Raw genomic sequence first — 22,856 nt, 5'->3', positions numbered from 1 at the left:
ACGCGGTGACGGACTGGTGAAATGCCCGCTGGGGACGCCAGATTGGGCCCCATGGTCTCCCAGCAACCCGTCACCGTACGTGTGTTCACCCAGCGCCTCAGCGCCACCCCGCGAGGCGCTCGCCTCGCCCGTCACCTCGCCGTGAACCAGCTGTGCGCCTGGGGCGTCCCGCACGGCACAGACGTGTCCGATGCCGTCGCCGTGATCGTTGCCGAGCTGGCGGCCAACGCGGTGACGCACGGCCGGGTGCCGGGGCGGGACTTTGAGCTGCGGCTCTCGCTCGTGGCGGGGAGTGTGCGGGTCGAGGTCACGGACACCCGCAGCGAGCCCCGCCCGCCGGAGCCGACGGACGTACGGCCTGCCTCGCCGCTCGACGAGTCGGGGCGTGGGCTCGTACTCGTAGCGGCGCTCGCTGACCGGTGGGAAGTGGTGGACCGGGAGCCGCCGCCCGGGAAGACCGTGCGGGCCGAGGTCGACCTGCCGGGGTGGCTGGCCCTGGTGAGGGCCCAGGGGCCGGTGGCGGCGAGGGCGTAGAGGCGGGTTGTCCGGGTCTTGTTTCCTCCAGGGATGACGGGGCACGGCGCACGGATGTGACCGATGACACGATCGGCCTGCCTCGAGAGGGCGGAATCTCTGGTTCCCATATCACGAGGCACCAGGCGCGGCCTGCGTATGAGCGCGCTTTTGGCCGAGATGCCGTGACGCGCCGGACGTCGGTGAAGGCGACTCCGGGGTGAGCCGGGTCCGCAGAATGTGTCTGTTACGGGGCGGTTACTCCTCTGAACTTGCTGCTGTATTGATTGAAAAAAAACCGGCACCTCCGTATCTTCTTGCTCTGTCGGTGTGGCGCAGGGGGCTGCTGCGCCCACGAAGCTGATCTCAGGGGGAAACAATGTCGGACAGCATCAGCATGATTTCGGAGCGCCAACCCCACGTGGACACTCCGCTGTCGACCAAGGAGTCCGACAGCCTTCCGCGCGCGACACTCATGGAGCTCGTCCATCGCACCGTCGGCAGGGACGCCTTTCCCGTGGGCTGGACCCGCATGAGCGAGCACGACTATGCGGTCACCGCGACCCTGCCGCACGCCCACCCGTTCTTCGCCCCGGTAGGGGACGGCTGCCACGACCCGCTGCTCATCGTCGAGACCATGCGCCAGACCACCATGCTGGTTGCCCACGCGGGACTCGGCGTGCCGGTCGGACATCCCTTCCTGCTCACCGACCTGGACTTCACCTGCTATCCGCGGCACCAGAGCGCGGGCAGCGCACCCATGGACGTCGTCGTGGACGTCACCTGCTCGGAGGTCAACCGGCGCGGCAAGCGGATCGCGGGTCTGCGCACCGACGTCGTCGTACGCCGCGGGGGGCGGCTCATCGCCAGCGGCAGGGGCCAGATCACCTGCACCAGCCCCCAGGTGTACCGCCGGCTGCGCGGTGACCGGGCCTTCCCCACGGCTCCGCAGCCGTTGCCGGCGGCCGTCGCGCCGCAGGTGGTGGGACGCACGCACCCCGGCGACGTGGTCCTCTCGCCGACGGACGAGGAACTGGTCTGGCTCCTGCGGGTCGACACCACGCACCCGACGCTCTTCCAGCGTCCCAACGACCACGTTCCCGGGATGCTGCTGCTGGAGGCGGCCCGGCAGGCCGCCGGTGCCATCACCTCCCCCGTCCCGTTCATCGCGTCCGCAGGCGCCATCTCGTACCGCCGGTACGCGGAGTTCGCAAGCCCCTGCTGGATACGGGCGGACATAGTCGGGTCCGACCCGTCCGGGGCAACGAAGGTGCAGGTGACGGGTGTTCAGGACGACGAAGTGGTGTTCGTCGCCGACCTGTCGAGATCGCTGACCGGCCGGTGACGGCCGCGACGGACGACGGGGGCATCCGATGATTCTGGTGACCGGAGCGACCGGGACCGTGGGCGGGCAGGTGGCCGGCCTGCTGGCCGGCACCCGGCCGCTGCGCATCCTGGCCAGACGGCGGAGCGAGGTCGCCGCGGCGGGCCCGGACGCGGAGGTGGTGCGCGGGGAGTACGCCGATCACGGCTCCCTGCTGCGAGCGCTGACCGGCGTGCGAGCGGCCTTCCTGGTGACGAACGACATTGCGGAGCCGGACGACGAGCGGTTCGTGGCGGCCGCCCGCGCATCCGGAGTCCGCCATGTGGTCAAGCTCTCGGCATACGCCGTGGCCGATCCGCAGGCACAGGACCTGATCACGCGCAAACAGCGCCAGAACGAGCGGATCCTGCGCGACTCGGGGCTCGACTGGACCTTCCTGCGGCCCCGGGCCTTCATGTCCAACGCGCTGGCCTGGGCGCCGCGGGTCCGGTCGGACGGAGTGGTGCGGGCCCTGCACGGCTCGGCTCCCGACGCCTGCGTGGACCCCCGGGACATCGCCGAGGTCGCGGTACGCGCCCTCACCGGACCGGGGCACGAAGGGAAGGCGTATCAGCTGACCGGGCCGGAGGCGATCACCCCGCAGCAGCAGACCGCCTGCCTCTCGGAAGCGCTGGGACGCCCCCTGCGCTTCCAGGAACTGACCGCCGACCAGGCCAGGTCCCAGTTGCTGCGGCGCTACCCGCCGGTGGTGGCCGAGGCGCTGATGCGCAGTGCGCAGCGGCGGCTGGAAGGCGGGAAGTCGCAGGTGGTGTCCACGGTCCGCGACGTGACCGGCTCCCCTGCCCGCGACTTCCGGGCCTGGGCGACCGACCACGCCGAGGCGTTCGCCTGACCCGGGTCGGGCGAACGCCGGCCTCTCCCGCCGCGGGGTCCGTACGAAGGGCCTAACTCTTCAGCAGTACCGGCAGCGTCCGGTGCCCGTTGGAGAGGAACGACTCCAGCGGCCGGAGGGGCCGGTCGGGCTCGGCGAGTGCCAGGCCCGGGAAGCGCTCGAACAGTGCGGAGAGCGCCAGGGTGGCCTCCAGCCGGGCCAGGGGCGCACCGAGGCAGTAGTGGACCCCGTGGCCGAAGGCGATGTGCTCGCGGCGCGTCGGCCGGGTGGCGTCGAAGCGGTCGGCGGTCTCCCCGTGCACCTTGGGGTCACGCCCGGCTCCGGCGATGGAGACCATGATGGGGTCGCCCTTGGGCAGCACATGGCCGTCGATCTCGATGTCCTCGGTGGCGTACCGCAGCGGGATGTGGGCCCCCGGCGGCTCGACCCGCAGCGTCTCCTCGACCACGTCCTCCCACGAGACGCCACCGGACCGTACGAGCGCGAGCTGCTCGGGGCGGGTGAGCAGGGCATGCGCGCCGTTGTCGAGCAAGTTGACCGTCGTCTCGTAGCCGGCGGAGATCATCAGCAGCACGGTGTCCACCAGTTCCTGGTGGCTCAGGCCGGTCTCCTCGTGGTCGTCCCGGGCGGCTATCAGCGCGCTGGTCAGGTCGTCCCCCGGGGTGGCACGCTTGGCCGCGACGAGCTCGTGCAGGGCGATGTACAGCTCCCGCCCGTTGGCCTCGGCCTCTTCTGCCGACACCGACGTGAGGAAGGTGATGTCGATGAGTTCGCGCAGTCGGTCGCGGGCGTCCTCGGGTATGCCGAGCAGTTCGCAGATGACCTGGACGGGCAGCGGGGCGGCGAACTCGGCCCGCAGGTCCACGGGTTGACCTGCGGGGACGGCGGCGAGCCGGTCGAGCAGATCCGCGGTGACCGCCTCGATGCGGGGCTTCAGCGCCATCGTCCGGCGGGCGGCGAAGGCCTGGGAGACCAGCTTGCGCAGTCTGCTGTGCTCTTCTCCGTAGGCGGTGATCATGCTGCGGACGGAGACCCAGATCGCCAGCGGCCAGGTGCGCGGAACCTCCCCGCTGATCCAGGCGGGCCAGTGCAGTTCGGCGTCCTTGGACACCCGGGGATCGAGCATCACCCGTTTGACCAGGTCCGCGTCGGTGATCGACCAGGCCGTGACGCCCCCGGGGAGGACGACCTGGGTGACGGGGCCCTGTTCGCGGATCCGTGAGATCTCGGCGTGGATGTTCGTGCCCGTGGGATCGAGGACGACCGGACAGTGCTGACGCTTCATGAATCTGGCTCCCAGGATCAGAGGTGATCGGAGGTGATCAGAGGTGATCAGCGGACGACGGCGATCGCGGAGCATGTCGGCAACGCAGGCCCCAGACCGGGACAGTAATAAACCGACGAGCCTGTTTACAAGTACCGAAAGTTCTCGGGGTCATACGCGCGGTAGCTGGAGCAGTCGCCGCAGGGAGCTCAGTGTCGACTCGGAACCCTCGGGCATCAGCCCGTCCAGTGCCTGTGGAGCGGCCAGCCAGGGGAGTTGCAGCTTCCAGAAGGCCGTGATCGCCGGTTCGCGCAGCCATGACTGGTCCTCCCGGCTGAGCGACTCGAAGCCGACCGCCATGGCTACGATCATCGCACTCACATCCTGTGGTGCGACGTCGCGGCGGAGCGTCCCCTGGTGGTGCGCCTCGGCGAGCATGGCCGTCACGCATTCTCGCCACTCCTGCAGCAGGGTCGGCCCGGGGCCTCCGTAGCCGGTGCGGCTGAGCTGGAAGCCGGCCTGTGCGACGACGTTCTCGCACAGCAACGCGGCGAGGCCGTGCGTGACGTCGATGAGGTGCTGCAGGGCGGGCGCCGGCCGGTGCCGCATATGGCGGGCGGCGGCGCGCAGAATCCTCGCGGCCTCGTCGACCACTGCTGAGGCCAGTGCGGCCTTGTTCGCGAAGTGGAAGTACAGGGCGCCCGAGCTGACGCAGGCGTCGTCCCTGATGACGGTCAGGCTCGCTTCGGCGAAGCCACAGCGGCGAAAGGTGTCGGCAGCCGAGGCGATCAGCTGGTTGCGGGTGCGTACGGCTCGTTCCTGCTTGGCCATGTGTGTCTCCTTGAGCAGCGGGTGCCCATATAAAACCAGCAACCTGGTTTTTGTATGAAAGATAGAACGTTTTTGCAGGATTTTTCGTTTGGCTACGGGGGGTGTGAGGGGGGTGCGCCGGAGGCGCTCTCCAGAGGTGCTGGAGGCTGTCTGGGGTCAATGGAAGCTTTGACAAAACGCGATGGCGGTTTCTATATTCGAGCGCATCGTAGGTCCTAGTGGCCTGTCGGCTGTACACAGGGGGAGCTGGTACGCGCAATGAATGGCCTGGACCCGCACATACCGAAGCCGCACGGCACCGAGGAAACCGGCCTGCTGGACGAGTGCAGAGGGGGACGGCCAGGCGGGTTCCGGCGATCGCCGGGTTCCTGGACCGTCCTTGTGGTCGAGAACAACCGCAGCGAAGCGGAGGCCCTCACCGTGGGGCTTCGCCGACACGGTCACGACGTGGCCGACGTCGCCACCGGAGTCGAGGCCCTCCAGGTGTACGAGGGCTACGACCTGGTGCTCCTGGACCTCGAACTGCCCGACGTCGACGGCCTGGAGGTCTGCAGCACCATCCGGGCGGCCTGTGACGTGCCGTTGATCGCCGTCACCGCCCGCGACGGTGAACTGGACCGGGTCCTCGGCCTCAAGGCCGGGGCCGACGACTACATCGCGAAGCCCTACAGCTTCCAGGAACTGATGGCTCGCATGGACGCCGTCATGCGCCGGGCCCGGCCCCGTGCCGCCACCAGCCTCTCGCACGGAGGCCTGCGGATCGACACCCGGGCCCGCGAGGTCCGCCTCCACGACCGTCATGTCGAGGTCACACGCAAGGAGTTCGACCTCCTCAGCTGCCTCGCGGCCAGCCCCGACGCCGTCATCTCCCGTCAGGAACTCATGCGCCGGGTATGGGGCGACTCGTGGTCCCGCCGGACCGTCGACACCCACATCAACAGCCTGCGCAACAAGCTCGGAGCGAGCGACTGGATCACCACGGTCCGAGGTGTCGGCTTCCGGTTCGAGCCCGGCCGCATGCAGGCGGCACGGCGGCCCGCCGAGTAGGGCCTGTCGCGATCCCGAGGTCGGACCCCAGCGAAGCACGTTCACCGAAACACACTCGGAGACCTGAATGAACCCCAGTGCAGTTTCCCCCACCGCGACCGTCGGACTGTGCGAAGGCGCCGGCTGCCGGCGAGACCAGGGCGGCGGCCGGTCGCGCACGCCCTCGATCGACGGACTGCGTCTGTGTACCGGATGCCTCTCCCGCCTCGTCGCCGGCCTGCGGGCCCTCGACGAGCTCTACACGGCGTGCGAGCAGGCGCTCGGCGGCGCTCCGGCGCAGCCGCGCGAGAAGACGTCCGGCGGTCCGCTGCCGGGCATGCCGTTCAACGCCGACGCGGCCGAGGCCCGCAAGGCGATCCTCGCCACACTCGGCTCCTGGAGCGGTCTCGTCGCTGCGGAGCGCCGGGTTCCCGCACCCCGGCGTGTTGTGCGCGTACTCGCCGACTTCCTCGTCCTGCACGCCCCATGGCTGGCCGGGCATCCCGCGGTCGCCGAACTGACCGAGGAAATAGCCCGCTCGGCGGCCAGGGCGCGCCGGGTGGCTCATCCCGACCTCAACCGGAAGGTGCGCATCGGCGCCTGCGTGGAAGCCGGGTGCGACGGTGAGCTGGTGGCCTCGCTCCGTGCTGCGGAGCCGACGGAACTCGCGACCATCCAGTGCGGCGTGCACCCGGAGCACACGTGGGCCGGCCACCAGTGGACCCAGCTGCGCCGTACCCTGCGTGAGGAGGCGGCCCCCGCGGGGGCGTCACGAGCGGCCGAGGGACGCTGGCTCACCGCGGCCGAGGTCGCACGCCTGTGGACGACCAGCCTGGGAACGGTCTACCGACTGGCCAGCGAACAGCGTTGGAACCGACGCACCCGGGCCGGCCGTACCTACTACAGCGAAGCCGACGTGCACGCCTGCTTCAGCCGGCGGGCCGCCCGCGGCTAGCCGGGCGCAGGCCCGCCGCGGACAGCGGAGCGGGGCCGGACGCGGCGCCACCGCGACCATCGGCAGCACCACAACGGCGTGACGAGGAGCCCGTGCGGACCACCGCACGGGCTCCTTCGCGTTCCCCCCCATGCACCCACTCACGCACCCACGCCGGACATCCGGACCCTGGTGCCCTGGGCGCCCGCGCCCGCGCCCCGCGCGCCGCACGTTCGTCGGCAGCTGCGATCCCCCGCCGTGCGAACCCTCGGCAAACGGACGACGATCACCCCACTTGACCGCGTTCTGACGCTCCTCTGCCATGGGGTGGGGACGGCTTACCTTCCTCTGTGAAACCGGACCGAACCCTGTCCTGGGACCCCTTGAACGACGGTCGCGGGCCGAAGAAGCTGTTCTTACCTTCCGGTGCATTGCCTCCGCAGGGCGTACGAGCCCCGTCGGCCCGCCCCGCCCGCCGCTGCCCCGGAGCCCGGTCCGGGCGACGTCCTTCCGCCCGCGATCCGCTGATTCCTTTGTCGAGGAGACTTCATGCTGCACAGCCGCAGAGGGCTGCTGGCGACCGCGGGCGCTTCCGTCACCCTGGCATCGCTTCCGATGGGCTGGGCGATGAGCCGGCCCGCGACCGCCGCCGCGTCGTCCCCGGCCCCGGCGTCGGCCCCGGCGCCGGCCGCGGAGCCCGGCTCCGCGCCGTTCCAGGTGCCGCTGCTCGTACAGTCGCCGCTGCGCCCGCGCCGCCGTGCCGGCGTCGACCACTACGAACTGACCACCGCCGAGACCGACGCGACGCTGCTGCCCGGCGCCACCACCCGGATCCGTTCCTTCAACGGCACGATCGCCCCGCTCATCGTGGCGCGTCGGGGCCGCCCCGTCGTGATCGAGCAGGTGAACCGTCTCCCGGTGCCGTTCGCCATGCACCTGCACGGCGGGCACGTGCCGGCGGACTCCGACGGGCACCCCCGCGACCAGCTGGAGCCGGGCCGTTCCCGGATCTTCCGGTACCCCAACACGCAGCAGGCGTCCACGATGTGGCTGCACGACCACTCGCACCACGACCACGCGGAAAACGTCTACCGTGGCCTGGCGGCGAGTTACGTCCTCACCGACGAGTTCGAGGACGGACTTCCGTTGCCCAAGGGGCGGTACGACGTCACGCTCCAGCTCCGCGACGCCGCGTTCGCCGCCGACGGCAGCCTGGTCTACGACCCGGACGGGTTCCGCCGGCGTCCCGAGTACCTGGTCAACGGGCGGCCGCGGCCGTACTTCGAGGTGGCGGCCCGCAAATACCGGCTGCGCCTGCTGAACACCTCCAACGAGCGCTTCTTCCTGCTGGGTCTGCGCGGCGAGGGGGAGATCGTGCAGATCAGCTCCGACGGTGGTCTGCTGCCCTCCCCCGTCCCGGCGGCGACGCCCGGGCTGTGGCCCGCCGAGCGCTCCGAGGTCGTCGTCGACTTCTCCCGGTACCCGATCGGTTCCCAGGTCGTCCTGGAGAACCTGGCGGCCCTGCCCGGCGAGGCGCCCGAGGTCATGCGCTTCGACGTGGTGCGCGAGGCCGATGACCCGAGCCGGATCCCGGACCGGCTGCGCCCGGTGCACGACCAGGGCGAGGCCGCGCTGGAGCGGGAGGTCGTCCTGCGGTTCGACCCGGCCACGGGCCGACACCTGATCAACGGTCAGGCGTTCGACATGGACCGGACGGACTTCCGGCCCAGGCTCGGGCAGACCGAGATCTGGAAGATCACCAACGCCGACACGGCCTTCGGGATCCCGCACTCGCTCCACATCCACCTGAACCACTTCACCGTCGTCGACAGGGGCGGCCGGCCGCCGGCTCCCGCGGAGGCCGGACTGAAGGACACCGTCGCCGTCCTGGCGGGCGAGACCGTCCGGATCAAGATCAAGTTCACGGACTACAGCGGGCAGTTCATGTACCACTGCCATCTGTTGCAGCACCAGATGATGGGCATGATGGGGCAGATGGAGATCACCGGCTGATCCCTCCCCGCCACATCCGCGCCCGCGTACGCGTACGCAACGCGAGGAGGAACAGCCGATGAACACCCTTGCCATGGTCTTCCCCGGACAGGGGTCCCAGCGCGTGGGCATGGGACGGGATCTGCTGGAGGAGCGGCCCGACCTGCTGGACACGTACTACCGAACGGCCGACGAGACCCTGGGCTTCGAGCTCTCCCGGCTGTGCTGGGAGGGGCCGGCCGACACCCTCGCCGACACCGCGTTCACCCAGCCCGCGGTCTTCCTGACCAGCATCGTCACCCTCGATGTGCTGCGCGGCCGGGGCATCGAGCCCGCCATGGTCGCCGGACACAGCCTGGGCGAGTACGCGGCCCTGGTCTGCGCCGGCGTACTCGAGTGGACCGAGGCACTGCGGCTGGTGCGGCTGCGCGGCCGGCTCATGGCCGCCGTCAACGCCGAACAGCCCGGGGCCATGGCCGCCGTCATCGGCCTCGGACCGGCAGAGGTGGACCGGCTGTGCGCGGCCGCCACCGCCGCCACCGGGCAGATCGTCGAGGTCGCCAACGAGAACGAACCGCGGCAGACGGTGATCTCCGGCCGGACCGCGGCGGTGGCGGCGGCCGCCGAGGCCGCGCTCGCCGCGGGCGCCCTGAAGGTCGTACCTCTCAGGGTCGGTGCCCCCTTCCACTGCAGTCTGATGCGGGACATCGAGGAGGAGTTCGGCGCCGCCCTGGCCGCCGTCGACTTCCACGCACCCCGCACACCGGTCGTCTCCACCGTCACCGGCCGCCCGCTGGCGGACGCCGCCGAGGTGTCCCTGGCGCTGCGTCGGCAGCTCACCGGCCGGGTCGTCTGGACGAGTGCCGTCACGCACATGGCCGAGGCCGGCATCGACCGCTTCGTCGAAGTGGGTCCCGGCAAGGTACTGGCCGGACTGTGCCGGCGCATCGCTCCGCAGACGGTCAGCCACACCACCCACGACGTCCGGCAACTGCGGCGGACGGCCGACGAGTTCGCCGCACCGGTGCGGTGACCGACGAGAAGGAGGCAGAAGTCATGGACAGCGCAGTCATTGTGGTGGGCGCAGGTCCGGTGGGGCTGATGCTCGCCGCCGAGTTGCGGCTCGCGGACGTGCCGGTCGTGGTGCTGGAGCAGTTGCAGAAGCCGACCGGCCAGTCACGTGCACTGGGCTTCACCGTTCGCACCATGGAGGTGCTCGACCAGCGCGGCCTGCTGCCGCGGTTCGGTGAGATCGCCACCAGCTCGGTGGGGCATTTCGGCGGCCTTCTGGTGGACTTCGGGATGCTGGACAGCCCGCACGGCACCTCGCACGGGATACCCCAGGCCCGCACCGAGGAGGTGCTCGGCGAGTGGGCGGCGGAGCTCGGCGCCGACATCCGGCGCGGACACCAGGTGGTCTCGCTGGCCGCCGACCCGTACGGGGTGGAGGTGGAGGTACGCACGGCCACCGGGACCGAACGGCTGCGTGCCTCCTACGTGGTCGGCTGCGACGGCGGCCGCAGTACGGTGCGCAAGCTCGGCGGATTCTCCTTCCCCGGCACGCCCGGCACCATGGAGATGATGCTGGCCGACGTGAAGGGCTGCGACATCCCGGCGCACCCCTTCGGTCACCGCGTCTCCGGCGGTGTCGCCATGTCGGCCCCGCTCGGCGACGGCGTACACCGCATCATCGTGCGCGAGCACGGAGCCCCGGCCCGGTCCCGGCCGGCCGACTTCCCCGAGGTCGCCGAAGCCTGGCAGCGCCTGACCGGTCAGGACATCGGCAACGCCGAGGCGCTGTGGGCGAGTTCGTTCAGTGACGCCAGCCGGCAGGCCACCGCCTACCGGCGCGACCGGATACTGCTGGCCGGCGACGCCGCGCACATCCACCTCCCCGCGGGCGGCCAGGGCATGAACGTCGGCCTCCAGGACGTCGTCAACCTGGGCTGGAAGCTCGCCGCCCAGATCCACGGCTGGGCTCCGCCCGCACTGCTCGACACCTATCACCGCGAGCGCCACCCGGTGGGCGAGCGGCTCCTGATGAACACCCGCGCCCAGGGACTGCTCTTCCTCGGCGGCGACGAGGTGCAGCCGCTGCGCGACGTGCTGACCGAGCTGATCGCCCTGCCCTCGGTCGGCCTCCATCTCGCGCACATGGTCACCGGCCTGGAGGTCGGCTACGACACCGGGCCGGGCGAACACCCGCTCCTCGGCCGCCGGATCCCGCACCAGGAACTGGTCGGGGACACCGGCAAGACCAGCACCACCGAACTGCTCCACCAGGGCCGCGGCGTCCTCCTCGATCTCGCCGACGACCCCGCACTGCGCCGCATCGCCTCGGCGTGGCACGGCCGGGTGGACGTCTTCAGCGGGCACGCTCACGCCCCGGCCGACGACGGCCCGTTCACCCGTACCAGTGCGCTCCTGGTCCGCCCCGACGGCCATGTGGCCTGGGCGGCACCCGGTGCGGGCGAACTGCCCCGCGCACTCCACCGCTGGTTCGGCGCTCCGCGCTGACCGGACCGACACCTCCGGCACCACCACACAGATTGAGGAAGAGGATGCACAGCACCCTGATCGTGGCCCGCATGGACCCGGCCTCCCGGGATGAAGTCGCCAGTCTCTTCGCTCAGTTCGACGGCACCGACATGCCCCATCGCATGGGCACCCGCCGCCGTCAGCTGTTCGCGTACCAGGGGCTCTACTTCCACCTCCAGGACTTCGACCACGCCCAGGGCGGCGAGTCGATCGAAGAGGCCAAGAGCGACCCGAAGTTCCAGCAGATCAGCGCCGATCTGCGGCCGTTCATCGACCCGTACGACCCGGCCTGGCAGACGCCGTCGGACGCGATGGCCCAGCGATTTTACCTGTGGAACCCGAAGGGGGATGAATCCAAGTGACCCGACGTGTGGTGATCACCGGCATCGGTGTGGTGGCGCCCGGCGGTACCAGCACCAAGGACTTCTGGGCGCTGCTGAGCGCCGGACGCACCGCGACTCGGACGCTGTCCTTCTTCGATCCGGCGCCCTACCGCTCCAAGGTCGCGGCCGAGGTCGACTTCTTTCCGGAGAGCCACGGCCTGCTGCCGCAGGAGATCCGCCGTATGGACCGGGCCGCGCAGTTCGCGGTCGTCACCTCCCGCGAGGCGGTCGCCGACAGCGGGCTGGACTTCTCCACCCTGGACCCGGGCCGGGTCGGTGTGACCATCGGCAGCGCGGTCGGTGCCACCATCAGCCTGGAGGACGAGTACCGGGTCGCCAGTGACGACGGCCGGCTCTCCCCGGTGGACCACACCTACGCCGCGCGCCACCTCTACAGCCACTTCGTGCCCAGCTCGTTCGCCACGGAGGTGGCCTGGACGGTCGGTGCGGAGGGCCCCAGCACGGTGGTCTCCACGGGCTGCACCTCCGGCATCGACGCCGTCGGACACGCGGCGGAACTGATCCGCGAAGGCGCCGCCGACGTCATGCTCACCGGCGCCACCGAGGCACCGATCTCCCCCATCACGGTGGCCTGCTTCGATGCCATCAAGGCGACCTCGACCTACAACGACGACCCCGAGCACGCCTCGCGGCCGTACGACAGGACTCGCACCGGTTTCGTGCTCGGCGAGGGCTCGGCCGGGTTCGTCCTGGAGGAGCTGGAGAGCGCCCGGGCCCGCGGCGCCCACATCTACGCCGAGATCGGCGGCTACGCCTCGCGGTGCAACGCGTACCACATGACCGGTCTGAAGGCGGACGGGGCGGAGATGGCCGAGGCGATCCGCTCGGCGCTGGACGAGGCGCGCCTCGACCCCACGGCCATCGACTACGTCAACGCGCACGGCTCGGGCACGAAGCAGAACGACCGGCACGAGACGGCGGCCTTCAAGCGCACTCTCGGCGAGCACGCCTACCGGGTGCCGGTCAGCTCCATCAAGTCCATGATCGGCCACTCGCTGGGCGCCATCGGCTCGGTCGAGATCGCCGCGTCCCTGCTCGCCATGGACAACCACGTGGTGCCGCCCACCGCGAACCTGCACACGCCCGACCCCGAACTCGACCTGGACTACGTCCCGCTGGATGCCCGCGAGTGGCGCACGGACTCGGTGCTCACCGTCGGAAGCGGCTTCGGCGGCTTCCAGAGCGCGATGGTCCTGACCCGCCCCGACAGGAGGAATGCATGAGTACGGCCGTTGTCGTCACGGGACTTGGCGTCACCGCGCCCAACGGGCTCGGCACCGAGGAGTACTGGACGGCGACCCGCAAGGGCGAGAGCGGTATCCGGCCCGTCAGCAGATTCGACGCCGCCTGCTACCCGTCCCGGCTGGCGGGCGAGGTGCCCGGCTTCGTCGCCGCGGACCACCTGCCCAGCCGGCTCATCCCGCAGACGGACCACATGACCCGTCTGGCGCTGGTGGCCGCGGACTGGGCGCTCGCCGACGCCGGTGTCGACCCGGCGGAGCTGGCCGACTACGAGGCCGGCGTGATCACGGCGGCCTCCGCCGGCGGCTACGAGTTCGGCGAACGCGAGCTGCGCAACCTGTGGAGCGAGGGCAGCAAGGCGGTCAGCGCGTACCAGTCGTACGCCTGGTTCTACGCGGTCAACACCGGGCAGATCTCGATCCGCCAGGGTATGCGCGGACCCAGCGGAGTGGTCGTCAGCGACCAGGCCGGCGGCCTCGACGCGATCGCCCAGGCCCGCCGCCAGATCCGCAAGGGCACCAAACTGGTGGTGTCCGGAGGCATCGACGGGTCCATCTGCTCCTGGGGCTGGACCGCGCACATGGCCGCCGGCCGGATGAGCACCAGTACCTCGCAGGACCGGGCCTACCTGCCCTTCGACGAGGCCGCCGGCGGCCATGTCGTGGGTGAGGGCGGTGCGCTGGTGATCCTCGAGGACGCCGACAGCGCCCGGGCCCGCGGCGCCGACATCTACGGCGAGATCGCCGGTTACGCGGCCACCACCGACCCGAGGCCCGGCAGCGGCCGGGAGCCCGCGCTGCGTCGAGCCGTCGAGGCGGCCCTGGCCGACGCGGCCATGGCCGCGCAGGACATCGACGTCGTGTTCGCCGACGCCGCAGCGATCCCCGAGCTCGACCGGATCGAGGCCGACGCGATCAACGCGGTCTTCGGCGAGCGGGGCGTCCCGGTCACCGCCCCCAAGACGATGACCGGACGTCTCTGCTCCGGTGCCGCCTCGCTCGACCTGACGGCGGCGCTGCTCTCCATTCGCGACGGAGTCATCCCGCCGACCGTCAACGTCGTCGCCGACTCCGCGTACGGGCTGGACCTGGTCACCGGCTTCGCGCGCACCGCACCAGTGCGCACCGCGCTCGTACTGGCCCGCGGCTACGGCGGTTTCAACTCCGCGATGGTCGTCCGCGCCGTCGACTGAGCGACCGGACCGGACTCACCTGCCGAGTCCGACCACCCATGAAGCACGTGGCGTGTCCTGCCCGAGACGCCCGCCCACCACGAAAGGACCTGACATGGCCACCACTTCGTTCACCCTCGACGACCTGCGCCGCATCCTGCGCGAGGGCGCCGGAGAGGACGTCGACCTGGACGGCAGCATCCTCGACACCCCCTTCGAGGACCTCGGCTACGAGTCGCTCGCGCTGCTGGAGACCGGCGTACGCATCGGCCGCGAGTACGGCATCGAGCTGGACGACGCCACGCTCACCGACATCGAGACGCCGCGCCAGTTCATCGAGGCCGTCAACGAGCAGCTGGCCCGGGCGTCGCAGGCCGCCTGAGCCTCCGGCCCACCAAGGACCCGAGATCCCCGCAGCGAACGGGACAGGCCGCACCGCGGGCCTGTCCCGTTTCCCGTGCAACCTTCGACAGGGAGCCAGTACATGAATACCGATCACCAGCGGGTCGCCCTGGTCACCGGTGCGACCAGTGGCATCGGCCTGGCCGTCAGCCGACTCCTCGGCGCCTCCGGGCACCGGGTGTTCCTGTGTGCCCGCACCGCGGAATCCGTCGCCGTCACCGTCAAGCAGCTGCGCGGTGAAGGCCTGACCGTCGACGGTCAGGCCTGCGACGTCCGCTCCGCCGACGACGTCCGCGCCTTCGTCGAGGCTGCCGTCGACACCTTCGGCACCGTGGACGTCCTGGTCAACAACGCCGGCCGCAGCGGCGGCGGGGTGACCGCGGACCTCACCGACGAGCTGTGGAACGACGTCATCGACACCAACCTCAACAGCGTCTTCCGGATGACCCGCGAGGTTCTCACCACCGGCGGCATGCGCCACAAGAACCGTGGCCGCATCATCAACATCGCCTCCACCGCGGGCAAGCAGGGTGTCGTGCTGGCCGCGCCCTACTCCGCCTCCAAACACGGCGTGGTCGGCTTCACCAAGTCCCTCGGCAACGAACTGGCCCCCACCGGCATCACGGTCAACGCCGTGTGCCCCGGCTATGTGGAGACCCCGATGGCCGCACGCGTGCGCCAGGGCTACGCGGCCGCGTTCGACACCAGCGAGGAGGCGATCCTCGAGAAGTTCCAGGCCAAGATCCCGCTCGGCCGCTACTCCACCGCCGAGGAGGTCGCCGGCCTCGTCGGCTACCTGGCCGGTGACACCGCCGCCTCCATCACGGCCCAGGCGCTCAACGTGTGCGGCGGCCTCGGCAACTTCTGATCCGGCCCGACTGCGCCCGGCATCGAACCGCGACACCCACTCGTGACACCCACTCGTGACACCAAGGAGAGAACCCATGTCCCAGCCGGGCCTTCGGGAGGTCGAGCACGAGATCACCGTGCTCGCACCGGCCGCCGCCGTCTACCGGCTCATCGCCGAGGTGGAGAACTGGCCGCGCATCTTCCCCCCGACGATCCACGCCGACCAGGTCGAGCAGGACGGCGCCACCGAGCGCATCCGGATCTGGGCCACCGCCAACGGCGAGCCGAAGAGCTGGACGTCCCGGCGCACGCTGGACCCGCAGGCGCTGCGCATCACCTTCCGCCAGGAGGTCTCGGCGCCCCCGGTGGCCCGGATGGGCGGTACCTGGATCATCGAGCCCCTGACGGAGACCAGCGCCCGGGTACGGCTGCTGCACGACTACCGGGCCGTCGACGACGACCCCGAGGCGCTCGCCTGGATCGACAGGGCCGTCGACCGCAACTCCCAGACCGAACTCGCCGCGCTCAAGGCCAACGTGGAGCTGGTCACCGGCTCCGCCGACCTGCTGCTGTCCTTCTCGGACACGGTCCAGATCAACGGCGCCACCAAGGACGTCTACGACTTCCTCAACGAGGCGCAGCTGTGGTCCGAGCGACTGCCGCACGTGGCCGAGGTCCGCCTCGACGAGCCCTCGCCCGGTCTGCAGCGACTGGTGATGGACACCAGGACCAAGGACGGGTCCACCCACACCACCGAGTCCATCCGCGTGTGCTTCCCCCACCGCAGGATCGCCTACAAGCAGATCGGCCTGCCGGCGCTGATGACGCTGCACACCGGCTACTGGGAGCTGACGGAGAACGCGGACGGCGTGGCCGCCACCTCCCAGCACACCGTGGCGATCAACACCGCGAACATCGCGGCCGTCCTCGGCCCCGACGCCGACCTCGCGCAGGCCCGGGCCTTCGTGCAGAACGCGCTGAGCACCAACAGCCGCGCCACCCTCGGCCACGCCAGGGACTTCGCCGAGGGCCGGCGCTGAGCCCCGCCCGCCTCCGAGCAGACGAGCACACCAGGGAGAACCCGTGCTGACAACGGACACGTTCCGGTCGCAGATCGACCCGTACGCCGACTCGACCATCACCGACCCCTACGAGGAATACCGGCAGCTGCGCGACATCGGCCCCGTGGTCCGCCTCGACCAGTACCAACTGTGGGTCGTGGCGCGCTACCAGGAGGTCTACGACGCCCTCCACGACCACGAGTCCTTCATCTCCGGCGAGGGCGTGGGCGTCACCGAACAGCTCAACAAGGTGCAGCACGGCTCCAGCCTGACCAGCGATCCGCCGTACCACGACCTGGTCCGTGGCCTGGTCTCCCGGCACCTCACCCCCAAGGCGCTGCGCGAGTTCCACACCTACATCCAGGACTGGGCGGACACACTCGTCGACCAGCTCATCGAGCGCGGCGAGTTCGACGCCGTCACCGACTTCGGGCAGGCCTTCCCGCTGGCGCTGGTGCCGGACCTGCTGGGGTGGCCGATCGACGAGGGGCGCGAGCGGCTCCTGGACTGGGCGTCCGCCGGCTTCAACGCCTTCGGTCCGCTCAACGAGCGCACCATCGCGGGCTTCCCGCTGCTGGGCGAGATGGAACAGTTCCTGCACCGCATGTCCGTCCCGGGCAACCTCCGGGCCGACAGCTGGGGCGCCCAGCTCGTCGCCGACGCCCAGGCCGGCGAGATCGCCTCGGAGCTGCTGCCCGCGCTCCTCGGCGACTTCCTCGCCCCTTCCATGGACACCTCGGTCAGCGCGCTGGCCAGCACCCTGTGGCTGTTCGGCGCGCACCCGGGGCAGTGGGACCTGCTGCGCTCGGACACCTCACTGATCCCCAACGCGTTCAACGAGATCGTGCGCTACGAGTCTCCCCTGCGCGGCTTCACCCGGCTGCTCACCAAGGACCGGGCGCTGGGCGGCACGGAGCTGGCGGCCGGCTCCCGGGTGCTGCTGCTGTACGGCTCGGCCAACCGCGACGAGCGGCACTGGACCGCGCCCGAGATCTTCGACATCACCCGCGACAACGCGGCGACCCACCTCGGCTTCGGCCACGGCATCCACGGTTGCGTGGGCCAGGCGCTGTCCCGTCTCGAGGGGCATTCGCTGCTGAACGCCCTGACGCGCAAGGTGCGCCGCGTCGAGGTGGGCGAGCCGGTGTGGCGGCTGCACAACACCATCCGGGGCATCGAGTCCCTGCCCGTCGTGCTGCATGCCTGAGGCGGGCAGCGCAATCCGAGGAGCGATCACCTCATGAAGCTCATCGTCGACCTGGCCCGCTGCGAGGGCCACGGAGTCTGCGAGGAGGCGGCCCCCGACCTCCTCAAGCTGGACGACGAGGGGGACCTCGTCCTGCTCTACGACCAGGACGTCCCGTTGTCCGCAGGGCTGCATCAGCAGGCGGAGCGCGCCGTACGGGTGTGCCCGATCGGCGCCCTGCGGCTGGAGAGCCCGGCCCGGTCCAGCTGACCGCGCCGCGCACCGCGGATGCGCTCGCGCCACCCCCGAGCGGGCGCATCCGCGGCGTCTCCCCCCGAGAACCTGTCCGACCAACAACCGAAGAGGTGACCGCCATGGCGCAGTACGTACCGGAGGGGCCCGCCCCCGCCCGCCGTCCGGACCTCGGGCGGCCGTGGTGAGCATCCAGCGACTGGTCGTCGTGGGAGCCTCACTGGCCGGGCTCCGCGCCGTCGAAGCCGCCCGCGCGACCGGATTCCGCGGCTCCGTCACCCTCATCGGCGCCGAACCCGATCTGCCGTACGACCGCACCGCGCTCTCCAAGAGCTTTCTGGAGCTCGGCGCCGAACCCGCAGTGCCGTACTACCGGGACGCCGACTCCTACCGCGCCGAACTCGGCGTGGACCTCAGGCTCGGCGCACCCGCCACCGGCCTGGACACCGATCGCCGGACCGTCGAGGTGGACGGCACGGCCGTTCCCTACGACAGGCTGATCATCGCGACCGGAGTACGTGCCCGCACCCTGGCCGACCCGGTCGGCCTCGCCGGCGTGCACACCCTGCGTACCGTTCAGGACGCCCGCCGGTTGCGGCACACGCTGGACCGTGCCCGCAGGGTGGTGGTCGTCGGCGCCGGGTTCGTCGGCGCCGAGGCCGCCTCCGCCGCCCGGGCCCGCGGGGCCGCGGTGACCGTGCTGGACGCGGCCCCCGCGCCGCTGGCGCGATCGGTGGGCCCTCGGCTGGGCGCCCGGGTCTCCGCCCTGCACGCCGCACACGGAACCGTGCTGCGCTGCCCGGCCGCGGTCGACCGGATCGAGGGCACGGACCGGGTGGAACGGGTGGTGCTGACGGACGGCACGGTCCTCCCGGCGGACCTGGTGGTCGTCGGGGTCGGCGCCGAACCGGCCGTCGAGTGGTGCCGGGACTCCGCGGTGACCCTGGACAACGGTGTGGTGTGCGACGAGACGCTGGCCACCACGGCCCCCGGGGTGTACGCGGCCGGCGACGCCGCTCGCTGGTACAACCCGTTGTTCGGCCGGACCATGCGGCTGGAGCACTGGACGAGCGCGGCGGAGCAGGGCACCCTCGCCGCCCGCAACGCACTCTCCGAGGGGCCCGGCGAAGCATGCGCCACCGTCCCCTACTTCTGGTCCGACTGGTACGGCAACCGCATCCAGTTCCTCGGCGTGCCCGATCCGGACGGCACCGAACTCTTCGGCGACCTCGGCGGCCACCGCTATGTCGCCCTGTACCGCACCGGTGACCGGCTCGGCGGGGTCCTGGCCGTGAACCGCAAGGCCGACATCGTCAGGTACCGGAAGCTGCTGCGCCGGGGGACGAGCTGGCAGCAGGCGATCGATCTCGCGGCCCGCCACGAGGCGGAGGCCGCCCAGCCGGTGGGAGGAGCACGGTGAGCGACATACCGACGACCGATGTCGTCGTGGTGGGCGCCGGGCCCGTCGGGCTGCTGCTCGCGGGCGAACTGCGGCTGGCCGGCGCACGGGTGACGGTCCTGGAACGGCTCGTCGAACCGAGCACGGAGTCCCGCGCGACCACCCTCCACGCCCGGACCATGGAACTGCTCGACCAGCGGGGCCTGCTGGCGGAGCTGGGCGACGCGCCCCGCGTCCCGGGCGGGCACTTCGGCGGCCTCCCGCTGGACTTCGGCGGGTCGCCCGGTCCGTACGCGGGGCAGTGGAAAGTGCCGCAGACCCGCACGCGGGCGGTGCTGCTCGACTGGGCCGTGCGGCTCGGCGCCGAGGTGCGCACCGGCCACACAGTCACCGGCCTGGAACAGGACGACGAGCAGGTGGAGGTCCTGGCCGAGGCTCCGGACGGCGCTCAGGTCCGGGTGAGCGCCCGGTACGCCGTCGGCTGCGACGGCGAGGACAGCGTGGTCCGCCGGCTCGCGGGCATCGCCTTCGAGGGCAGCGACGCGACGCGGGAGCTGCTGCGCGCCGACGTGGCAGGCATCGAGATCCCCGACCGGCGCTTCGAGCGCTTCCCCGGCGGCCTGGCCATCGCGGGCCGCCGGCCCGACGGGGTGACCCGGGTGATGGTCCACCGATTCGGCCCGCCGGCCGTGGCCCGCACCTCGGAACCCGGGTTCGCCGAGGTCGTCGAGGCCTGGCGGGAGGTCACCGGCGAGGACATCTCGGCCGGTGACCCGCTGTGGGTGAACGCCTTCGGCGACGCCTCCCGGCAGGCCGCCCGGTACCGCTCGGGTCGGGTCCTGCTGGCCGGGGACGCCGCGCACCAGCAGATGCCGGTCGGCGGCCAGGCCCTCAACCTGGGGCTGGCCGACGCGATGAACCTCGGCTGGAAACTCGGCGCCGAGGTGAGCGGCCGGGCGCCCGGGGAACTGCTCGACAGCTACCACGAGGAGCGGCACGCGGTGGGCCGCCGGGTGCTCGGCGACATCGTCGCCCAGACCTCGATCCTGCTGGGCGGCCAGGAGACGGACGCCCTGCGGGAGGTCTTCGGCGAACTGCTCCAGGACCCGCATGTCGTCCGGCACCTGACCGGGAGGATCAGCGGTCTCGACGTACGCCACCCGGCCGGACCCGGCGGCCACCCGCTGCTCGGCGCCCGGCTCCCGCAGGCCCGGCTGCGGGCCGGCCTCGGCCGCGACACCAGCACCACGGAGCTGCTGCGTCCCGCCCGGGGCGTACTGCTCGACCTCGCCCCGGACGCCGCGGGGCACGCCGGACTGCGGGCCGCCGCCGGGCGCCTGGCCGACCGTGTACGGGTGGTGATCGCCGAGCCGCTCGACGACGCACTCGACGGTCTGACGGCCGCCCTCGTACGGCCCGACGGCCACATCGTCTGGGCGGACGGCCCACAGGATGCCACCGCCACCGCCACCGCCACCGCCACCGCCACCGCCACGGCCACGGCGGGCGTCGGCGTCACTGACTCCGCCCCCGTACCCGCCCCCGCCGTCGGCCGCGACGCCGAGGCGGCGCTGCGCCGTTGGTTCGGCGGCCCGGCGTCGGCGGACCACACGTATCCCACCGATCACGCAGTCAGCAGGAGGAAGAAGACCATGGGCCGTCTGACGAACAAGACCGCGCTCGTCACGGGTGCCGGCCGGGGCATCGGCCGGGCCGTCGCGGAGCGGCTCGCCGCCGACGGCGCGCTGGTCGCCGTGCACTACGGCCGCAACAAGGAGGCGGCCGAGGACACCGTCGACACGATCCGTGCCAACGGCGGACGCGCCTTCCCCGTGCGGGCCCAGCTCGGCGGCCCCGGTGATGTGGACGTCCTCTTCGACGGCCTGGAGGAGGGCCTCAAGGAGCACGCGGGCGGCGTCGAGCTGGACATCGTCGTCAACAACGCCGGGATCATGGGCAACACCAGCCCCGAGGAGACCACCCCCGAGCTCTTCGACCGCCTGGTGGCCGTCAACGCGAAGGCGCCCTTCTTCATCGTCCAGCGGGCCGTGCAGAACATGCGGGACGGCGGCCGCGTCATCAACATCTCCTCCGGTCTCACCCGCTTCGCCAACCCGGAGGAGATCGCGTACGCGATGACCAAGGGCGCCGTCGAGATGCTCGCCCTGCACTACGCCCGGCACCTGGCGGGGCGCGGCATCACCGTCAACAGCGTGGCGCCCGGCATCACCGACAACGGCGGCGAGATCTTCAGCAACCCGCAGGCGGTGCAGATGATGGCGCAGCTCTCGGCCTTCGGCCGGGTCGGCGCCCCCTCCGACATCGCGGACGTGGTGGCCTTCCTCGCCTCCGACGAGTCCCGCTGGATCACCGGTGCGTTCATCGACGCCACCGGCGGCACGCTCCTCGGCTGAGCCCCGCCCGGACGAACTCCGGAAGGGCTCCCGCCGGACTCCGCACACAACGACAAGGAGAGGCCCTTATGGGCAGGACCGCCTTCGTGTTTCCCGGCCAGGGATCCCAGCGTGTGGGCATGGGGATCGACCTGCTGTCCGAGTGGCCGCGCCTCAAGGACACCTACTACGACCGGGCGGACGACATCCTCGGCTTTCCGTTGACCGAGCTGTGCCGCCAGGGACCGGCAGCGGCGCTGCGGGAGATGCCGGTCACCCAGCCGGCCGTCGTCCTCACCAGCGTCGCCGCTCTCGACGTACTGCGCGGCCACGGAGTCACCCCCGACGCGGTGGCCGGGCACAGCCTGGGCGAGTTCAGCGCCCTGATCTGCGCGGGCGTGCTGGAGTGGACCGACGCGCTGCGCCTGGTCCGGCTGCGCGGGGAGCTGATGACGTCGGTCACCGAACAGGTGCCGGGCAAGATGGCGGCCGTCGTGGGGCTGACCCTGGCCCAGGTTGTGGAACTCTGCGGCCGGGCGGCCGCAGAGACCGGCGAGATCGTCGAGATCGCCAACCACAACGACTTCACGCAGGTCGTGATCTCCGGTCAGATCGCTGCCGTCGACCGGCTGCTCAAGCTGGTCGACGAGGCGGGTGCCGACCGGGTGGTCGTCCTGGAGATCGGCGGTCCCGCCCACTGCAGCCTGATGGGCGGCATCGCCGAGGAGTTCGCCGCGGCGCTGGACGAGGTGGAGTTCCGTGATCCGCTGACGCCCGTGTACTCGGGGAGCGGCGGAGCCCTGGTCACCAGCGGCCGGCTGGCCAGGGAGTTCCTGGTGCGCCAGCTCACCGGCCAGGTGCTGTGGACCGACGTGGTGCAGCGGATGACCGCGGACGGGGTGGACCGCTTCATCGAGGTCGGCCCGGGCAAGGTGCTCGGCGGGCTGTGCGGCCGCATCCGACCGGGAGTGTCCGTCCATCGCACCAACGAGGTCAGGCAGTTGAAGCTCGCCGTCGAAGCGGTCGGCCTCGCGAAGGAGACCGTGTGACATGAAGCCCCAAGTAGTGGAGCTCATCGCCCTGCGCGCGCAGGCGCTGGCGGGTCCGAGCGAGAGGGCGACCGAGGCACAGCATGCCAAGGGCAAGCTGACCGCCCGGGAGCGGATCGAGCTGCTCCTGGACC

21 protein-coding genes are annotated in these 22,856 nt (G+C 71.3%); 19 read left to right on the top strand and 2 right to left on the bottom strand.

Translation table 11 applies throughout. The annotated features are described in order from the left end of the window. Positions 1–51 precede the first annotated feature (51 nt). The 3 genes from ACFY16_RS00105 to ACFY16_RS00095 all read left to right on the top strand — a co-directional run bounded on the left by ACFY16_RS00105 (position 52) and on the right by ACFY16_RS00095 (position 2,729). Positions 52–534, top strand: a complete 483-nt coding sequence (locus ACFY16_RS00105) for an ATP-binding protein (RefSeq protein ID WP_390644798.1) — start codon at positions 52–54, stop codon at positions 532–534. Between the two features lie 376 nt (positions 535–910). Next, on the top strand, positions 911–1,858 hold the full coding sequence (locus ACFY16_RS00100) for a ScbA/BarX family gamma-butyrolactone biosynthesis protein (RefSeq protein WP_390644797.1): 948 nt from the start codon (positions 911–913) through the stop codon (positions 1,856–1,858). Between the two features lie 28 nt (positions 1,859–1,886). Continuing rightward, positions 1,887–2,729, top strand: a complete 843-nt coding sequence (locus ACFY16_RS00095; protein WP_390644796.1) for an NAD(P)H-binding protein — start codon at positions 1,887–1,889, stop codon at positions 2,727–2,729. A 52-nt stretch (positions 2,730–2,781) separates the two neighbouring features. On the opposite strand, the gene ACFY16_RS00090 is transcribed toward ACFY16_RS00095, so the two are convergent. Together ACFY16_RS00090 and ACFY16_RS00085 are read right to left on the bottom strand one after the other, a co-directional pair. Next, positions 2,782–4,014, bottom strand: coding sequence for a cytochrome P450 (locus ACFY16_RS00090; protein ID WP_390644795.1), 1,233 nt, complete (start codon positions 4,012–4,014; stop codon positions 2,782–2,784). Between the two features lie 150 nt (positions 4,015–4,164). After that, positions 4,165–4,824, bottom strand: a complete 660-nt coding sequence (locus ACFY16_RS00085; RefSeq protein WP_390644794.1) for a ScbR family autoregulator-binding transcription factor — start codon at positions 4,822–4,824, stop codon at positions 4,165–4,167. 381 nt (positions 4,825–5,205) lie between these two features. On the opposite strand from ACFY16_RS00085, the gene ACFY16_RS00080 reads away from it, so the two are divergent. The 16 genes from ACFY16_RS00080 to fabD (ACFY16_RS00005) all read left to right on the top strand — a co-directional run bounded on the left by ACFY16_RS00080 (position 5,206) and on the right by fabD (ACFY16_RS00005) (position 22,722). Next, positions 5,206–5,871 (top strand): response regulator transcription factor, encoded by a 666-nt coding sequence (locus ACFY16_RS00080; protein ID WP_390646053.1) that lies wholly within the window; start codon positions 5,206–5,208, stop codon positions 5,869–5,871. 67 nt (positions 5,872–5,938) lie between these two features. After that, positions 5,939–6,805 carry a hypothetical protein gene (locus tag ACFY16_RS00075; RefSeq protein ID WP_390644793.1) on the top strand — a complete coding sequence of 289 codons (867 nt, stop codon included), beginning with the start codon at positions 5,939–5,941 and terminating at the stop codon, positions 6,803–6,805. Between the two features lie 528 nt (positions 6,806–7,333). Continuing rightward, positions 7,334–8,797 carry a multicopper oxidase family protein gene (locus ACFY16_RS00070; protein ID WP_390644792.1) on the top strand — a complete coding sequence of 488 codons (1,464 nt, stop codon included), beginning with the start codon at positions 7,334–7,336 and terminating at the stop codon, positions 8,795–8,797. Positions 8,798–8,855: 58 nt separating this feature from the next. Further along, the gene (fabD, locus tag ACFY16_RS00065) at positions 8,856–9,809 is read left to right on the top strand and encodes an ACP S-malonyltransferase (RefSeq protein ID WP_390644791.1); all 954 of its coding nucleotides are present in this window, start codon (positions 8,856–8,858) and stop codon (positions 9,807–9,809) included. Between the two features lie 23 nt (positions 9,810–9,832). Next, the gene (locus ACFY16_RS00060; protein ID WP_390644790.1) at positions 9,833–11,293 is read left to right on the top strand and encodes an FAD-dependent monooxygenase; all 1,461 of its coding nucleotides are present in this window, start codon (positions 9,833–9,835) and stop codon (positions 11,291–11,293) included. A 44-nt stretch (positions 11,294–11,337) separates the two neighbouring features. Next, positions 11,338–11,676 (top strand): TcmI family type II polyketide cyclase, encoded by a 339-nt coding sequence (locus tag ACFY16_RS00055; RefSeq protein ID WP_390644789.1) that lies wholly within the window; start codon positions 11,338–11,340, stop codon positions 11,674–11,676. Then, positions 11,673–12,941, top strand: coding sequence for a beta-ketoacyl-[acyl-carrier-protein] synthase family protein (locus ACFY16_RS00050; protein WP_390644788.1), 1,269 nt, complete (start codon positions 11,673–11,675; stop codon positions 12,939–12,941). The genes ACFY16_RS00055 and ACFY16_RS00050 overlap by 4 nt, the downstream gene beginning before the upstream one ends. Beyond that, positions 12,938–14,152 carry a ketosynthase chain-length factor gene (locus tag ACFY16_RS00045; RefSeq protein ID WP_390644787.1) on the top strand — a complete coding sequence of 405 codons (1,215 nt, stop codon included), beginning with the start codon at positions 12,938–12,940 and terminating at the stop codon, positions 14,150–14,152. Before ACFY16_RS00050 ends, ACFY16_RS00045 begins: the two co-directional genes overlap by 4 nt. A 94-nt stretch (positions 14,153–14,246) precedes the next feature. Further along, positions 14,247–14,513, top strand: coding sequence for an acyl carrier protein (locus tag ACFY16_RS00040; RefSeq protein WP_390644786.1), 267 nt, complete (start codon positions 14,247–14,249; stop codon positions 14,511–14,513). Between the two features lie 102 nt (positions 14,514–14,615). Further along, the gene (fabG, locus tag ACFY16_RS00035; RefSeq protein WP_390644785.1) at positions 14,616–15,401 is read left to right on the top strand and encodes a 3-oxoacyl-ACP reductase FabG; all 786 of its coding nucleotides are present in this window, start codon (positions 14,616–14,618) and stop codon (positions 15,399–15,401) included. Positions 15,402–15,477: 76 nt separating this feature from the next. Next, entirely contained in the window at positions 15,478–16,422 is a 945-nt protein-coding gene (locus ACFY16_RS00030) for an aromatase/cyclase (protein ID WP_390644784.1), read from the top strand. Positions 16,423–16,465: 43 nt separating this feature from the next. After that, entirely contained in the window at positions 16,466–17,650 is a 1,185-nt protein-coding gene (locus ACFY16_RS00025; protein WP_390644783.1) for a cytochrome P450, read from the top strand. 33 nt (positions 17,651–17,683) lie between these two features. After that, on the top strand, positions 17,684–17,899 hold the full coding sequence (locus tag ACFY16_RS00020; protein WP_390644782.1) for a ferredoxin: 216 nt from the start codon (positions 17,684–17,686) through the stop codon (positions 17,897–17,899). A 166-nt stretch (positions 17,900–18,065) separates the two neighbouring features. After that, positions 18,066–19,301 carry an NAD(P)/FAD-dependent oxidoreductase gene (locus tag ACFY16_RS00015; protein ID WP_390644781.1) on the top strand — a complete coding sequence of 412 codons (1,236 nt, stop codon included), beginning with the start codon at positions 18,066–18,068 and terminating at the stop codon, positions 19,299–19,301. Further along, positions 19,298–21,694 carry an SDR family oxidoreductase gene (locus ACFY16_RS00010; protein WP_390644780.1) on the top strand — a complete coding sequence of 799 codons (2,397 nt, stop codon included), beginning with the start codon at positions 19,298–19,300 and terminating at the stop codon, positions 21,692–21,694. The genes ACFY16_RS00015 and ACFY16_RS00010 overlap by 4 nt, the downstream gene beginning before the upstream one ends. A gap of 68 nt (positions 21,695–21,762) precedes the next feature. Continuing rightward, entirely contained in the window at positions 21,763–22,722 is a 960-nt protein-coding gene (gene fabD, locus ACFY16_RS00005; protein ID WP_390644779.1) for an ACP S-malonyltransferase, read from the top strand. The last annotated feature ends 134 nt before the right edge of the window (positions 22,723–22,856 follow it).

It is taken from the genome of Streptomyces sp. NPDC001315, assembly GCF_042896175.1.
Lineage (GTDB): Bacteria > Actinomycetota > Actinomycetes > Streptomycetales > Streptomycetaceae > Streptomyces.
Note: the sequence above shows the minus strand (reverse complement) of the source record. Positions and strands in the feature narration are given on the sequence as shown.

Bases quoted from the DNA above. Each gene is read 5' to 3' on its own strand.
- ACFY16_RS00105 (WP_390644798.1), top strand. From the start codon at position 52: ATGGTCTCCCAGCAACCCGTCACCGTACGTGTGTTCACCCAGCGCCTC.
- ACFY16_RS00070 (WP_390644792.1), top strand. From the start codon at position 7,334: ATGCTGCACAGCCGCAGAGGGCTGCTGGCGACCGCGGGCGCTTCCGTC.
- ACFY16_RS00020 (WP_390644782.1), top strand. From the start codon at position 17,684: ATGAAGCTCATCGTCGACCTGGCCCGCTGCGAGGGCCACGGAGTCTGC.
- fabD (WP_390644791.1), top strand. From the start codon at position 8,856: ATGAACACCCTTGCCATGGTCTTCCCCGGACAGGGGTCCCAGCGCGTG.
- fabD (WP_390644779.1), top strand. From the start codon at position 21,763: ATGGGCAGGACCGCCTTCGTGTTTCCCGGCCAGGGATCCCAGCGTGTG.
- ACFY16_RS00045 (WP_390644787.1), top strand. From the start codon at position 12,938: ATGAGTACGGCCGTTGTCGTCACGGGACTTGGCGTCACCGCGCCCAAC.
- ACFY16_RS00040 (WP_390644786.1), top strand. From the start codon at position 14,247: ATGGCCACCACTTCGTTCACCCTCGACGACCTGCGCCGCATCCTGCGC.
- ACFY16_RS00085 (WP_390644794.1), bottom strand. From the start codon at position 4,824: ATGGCCAAGCAGGAACGAGCCGTACGCACCCGCAACCAGCTGATCGCC.
- ACFY16_RS00100 (WP_390644797.1), top strand. From the start codon at position 911: ATGATTTCGGAGCGCCAACCCCACGTGGACACTCCGCTGTCGACCAAG.
- ACFY16_RS00075 (WP_390644793.1), top strand. From the start codon at position 5,939: ATGAACCCCAGTGCAGTTTCCCCCACCGCGACCGTCGGACTGTGCGAA.
- ACFY16_RS00030 (WP_390644784.1), top strand. From the start codon at position 15,478: ATGTCCCAGCCGGGCCTTCGGGAGGTCGAGCACGAGATCACCGTGCTC.
- ACFY16_RS00055 (WP_390644789.1), top strand. From the start codon at position 11,338: ATGCACAGCACCCTGATCGTGGCCCGCATGGACCCGGCCTCCCGGGAT.
- ACFY16_RS00060 (WP_390644790.1), top strand. From the start codon at position 9,833: ATGGACAGCGCAGTCATTGTGGTGGGCGCAGGTCCGGTGGGGCTGATG.
- fabG (WP_390644785.1), top strand. From the start codon at position 14,616: ATGAATACCGATCACCAGCGGGTCGCCCTGGTCACCGGTGCGACCAGT.
- ACFY16_RS00095 (WP_390644796.1), top strand. From the start codon at position 1,887: ATGATTCTGGTGACCGGAGCGACCGGGACCGTGGGCGGGCAGGTGGCC.
- ACFY16_RS00090 (WP_390644795.1), bottom strand. From the start codon at position 4,014: ATGAAGCGTCAGCACTGTCCGGTCGTCCTCGATCCCACGGGCACGAAC.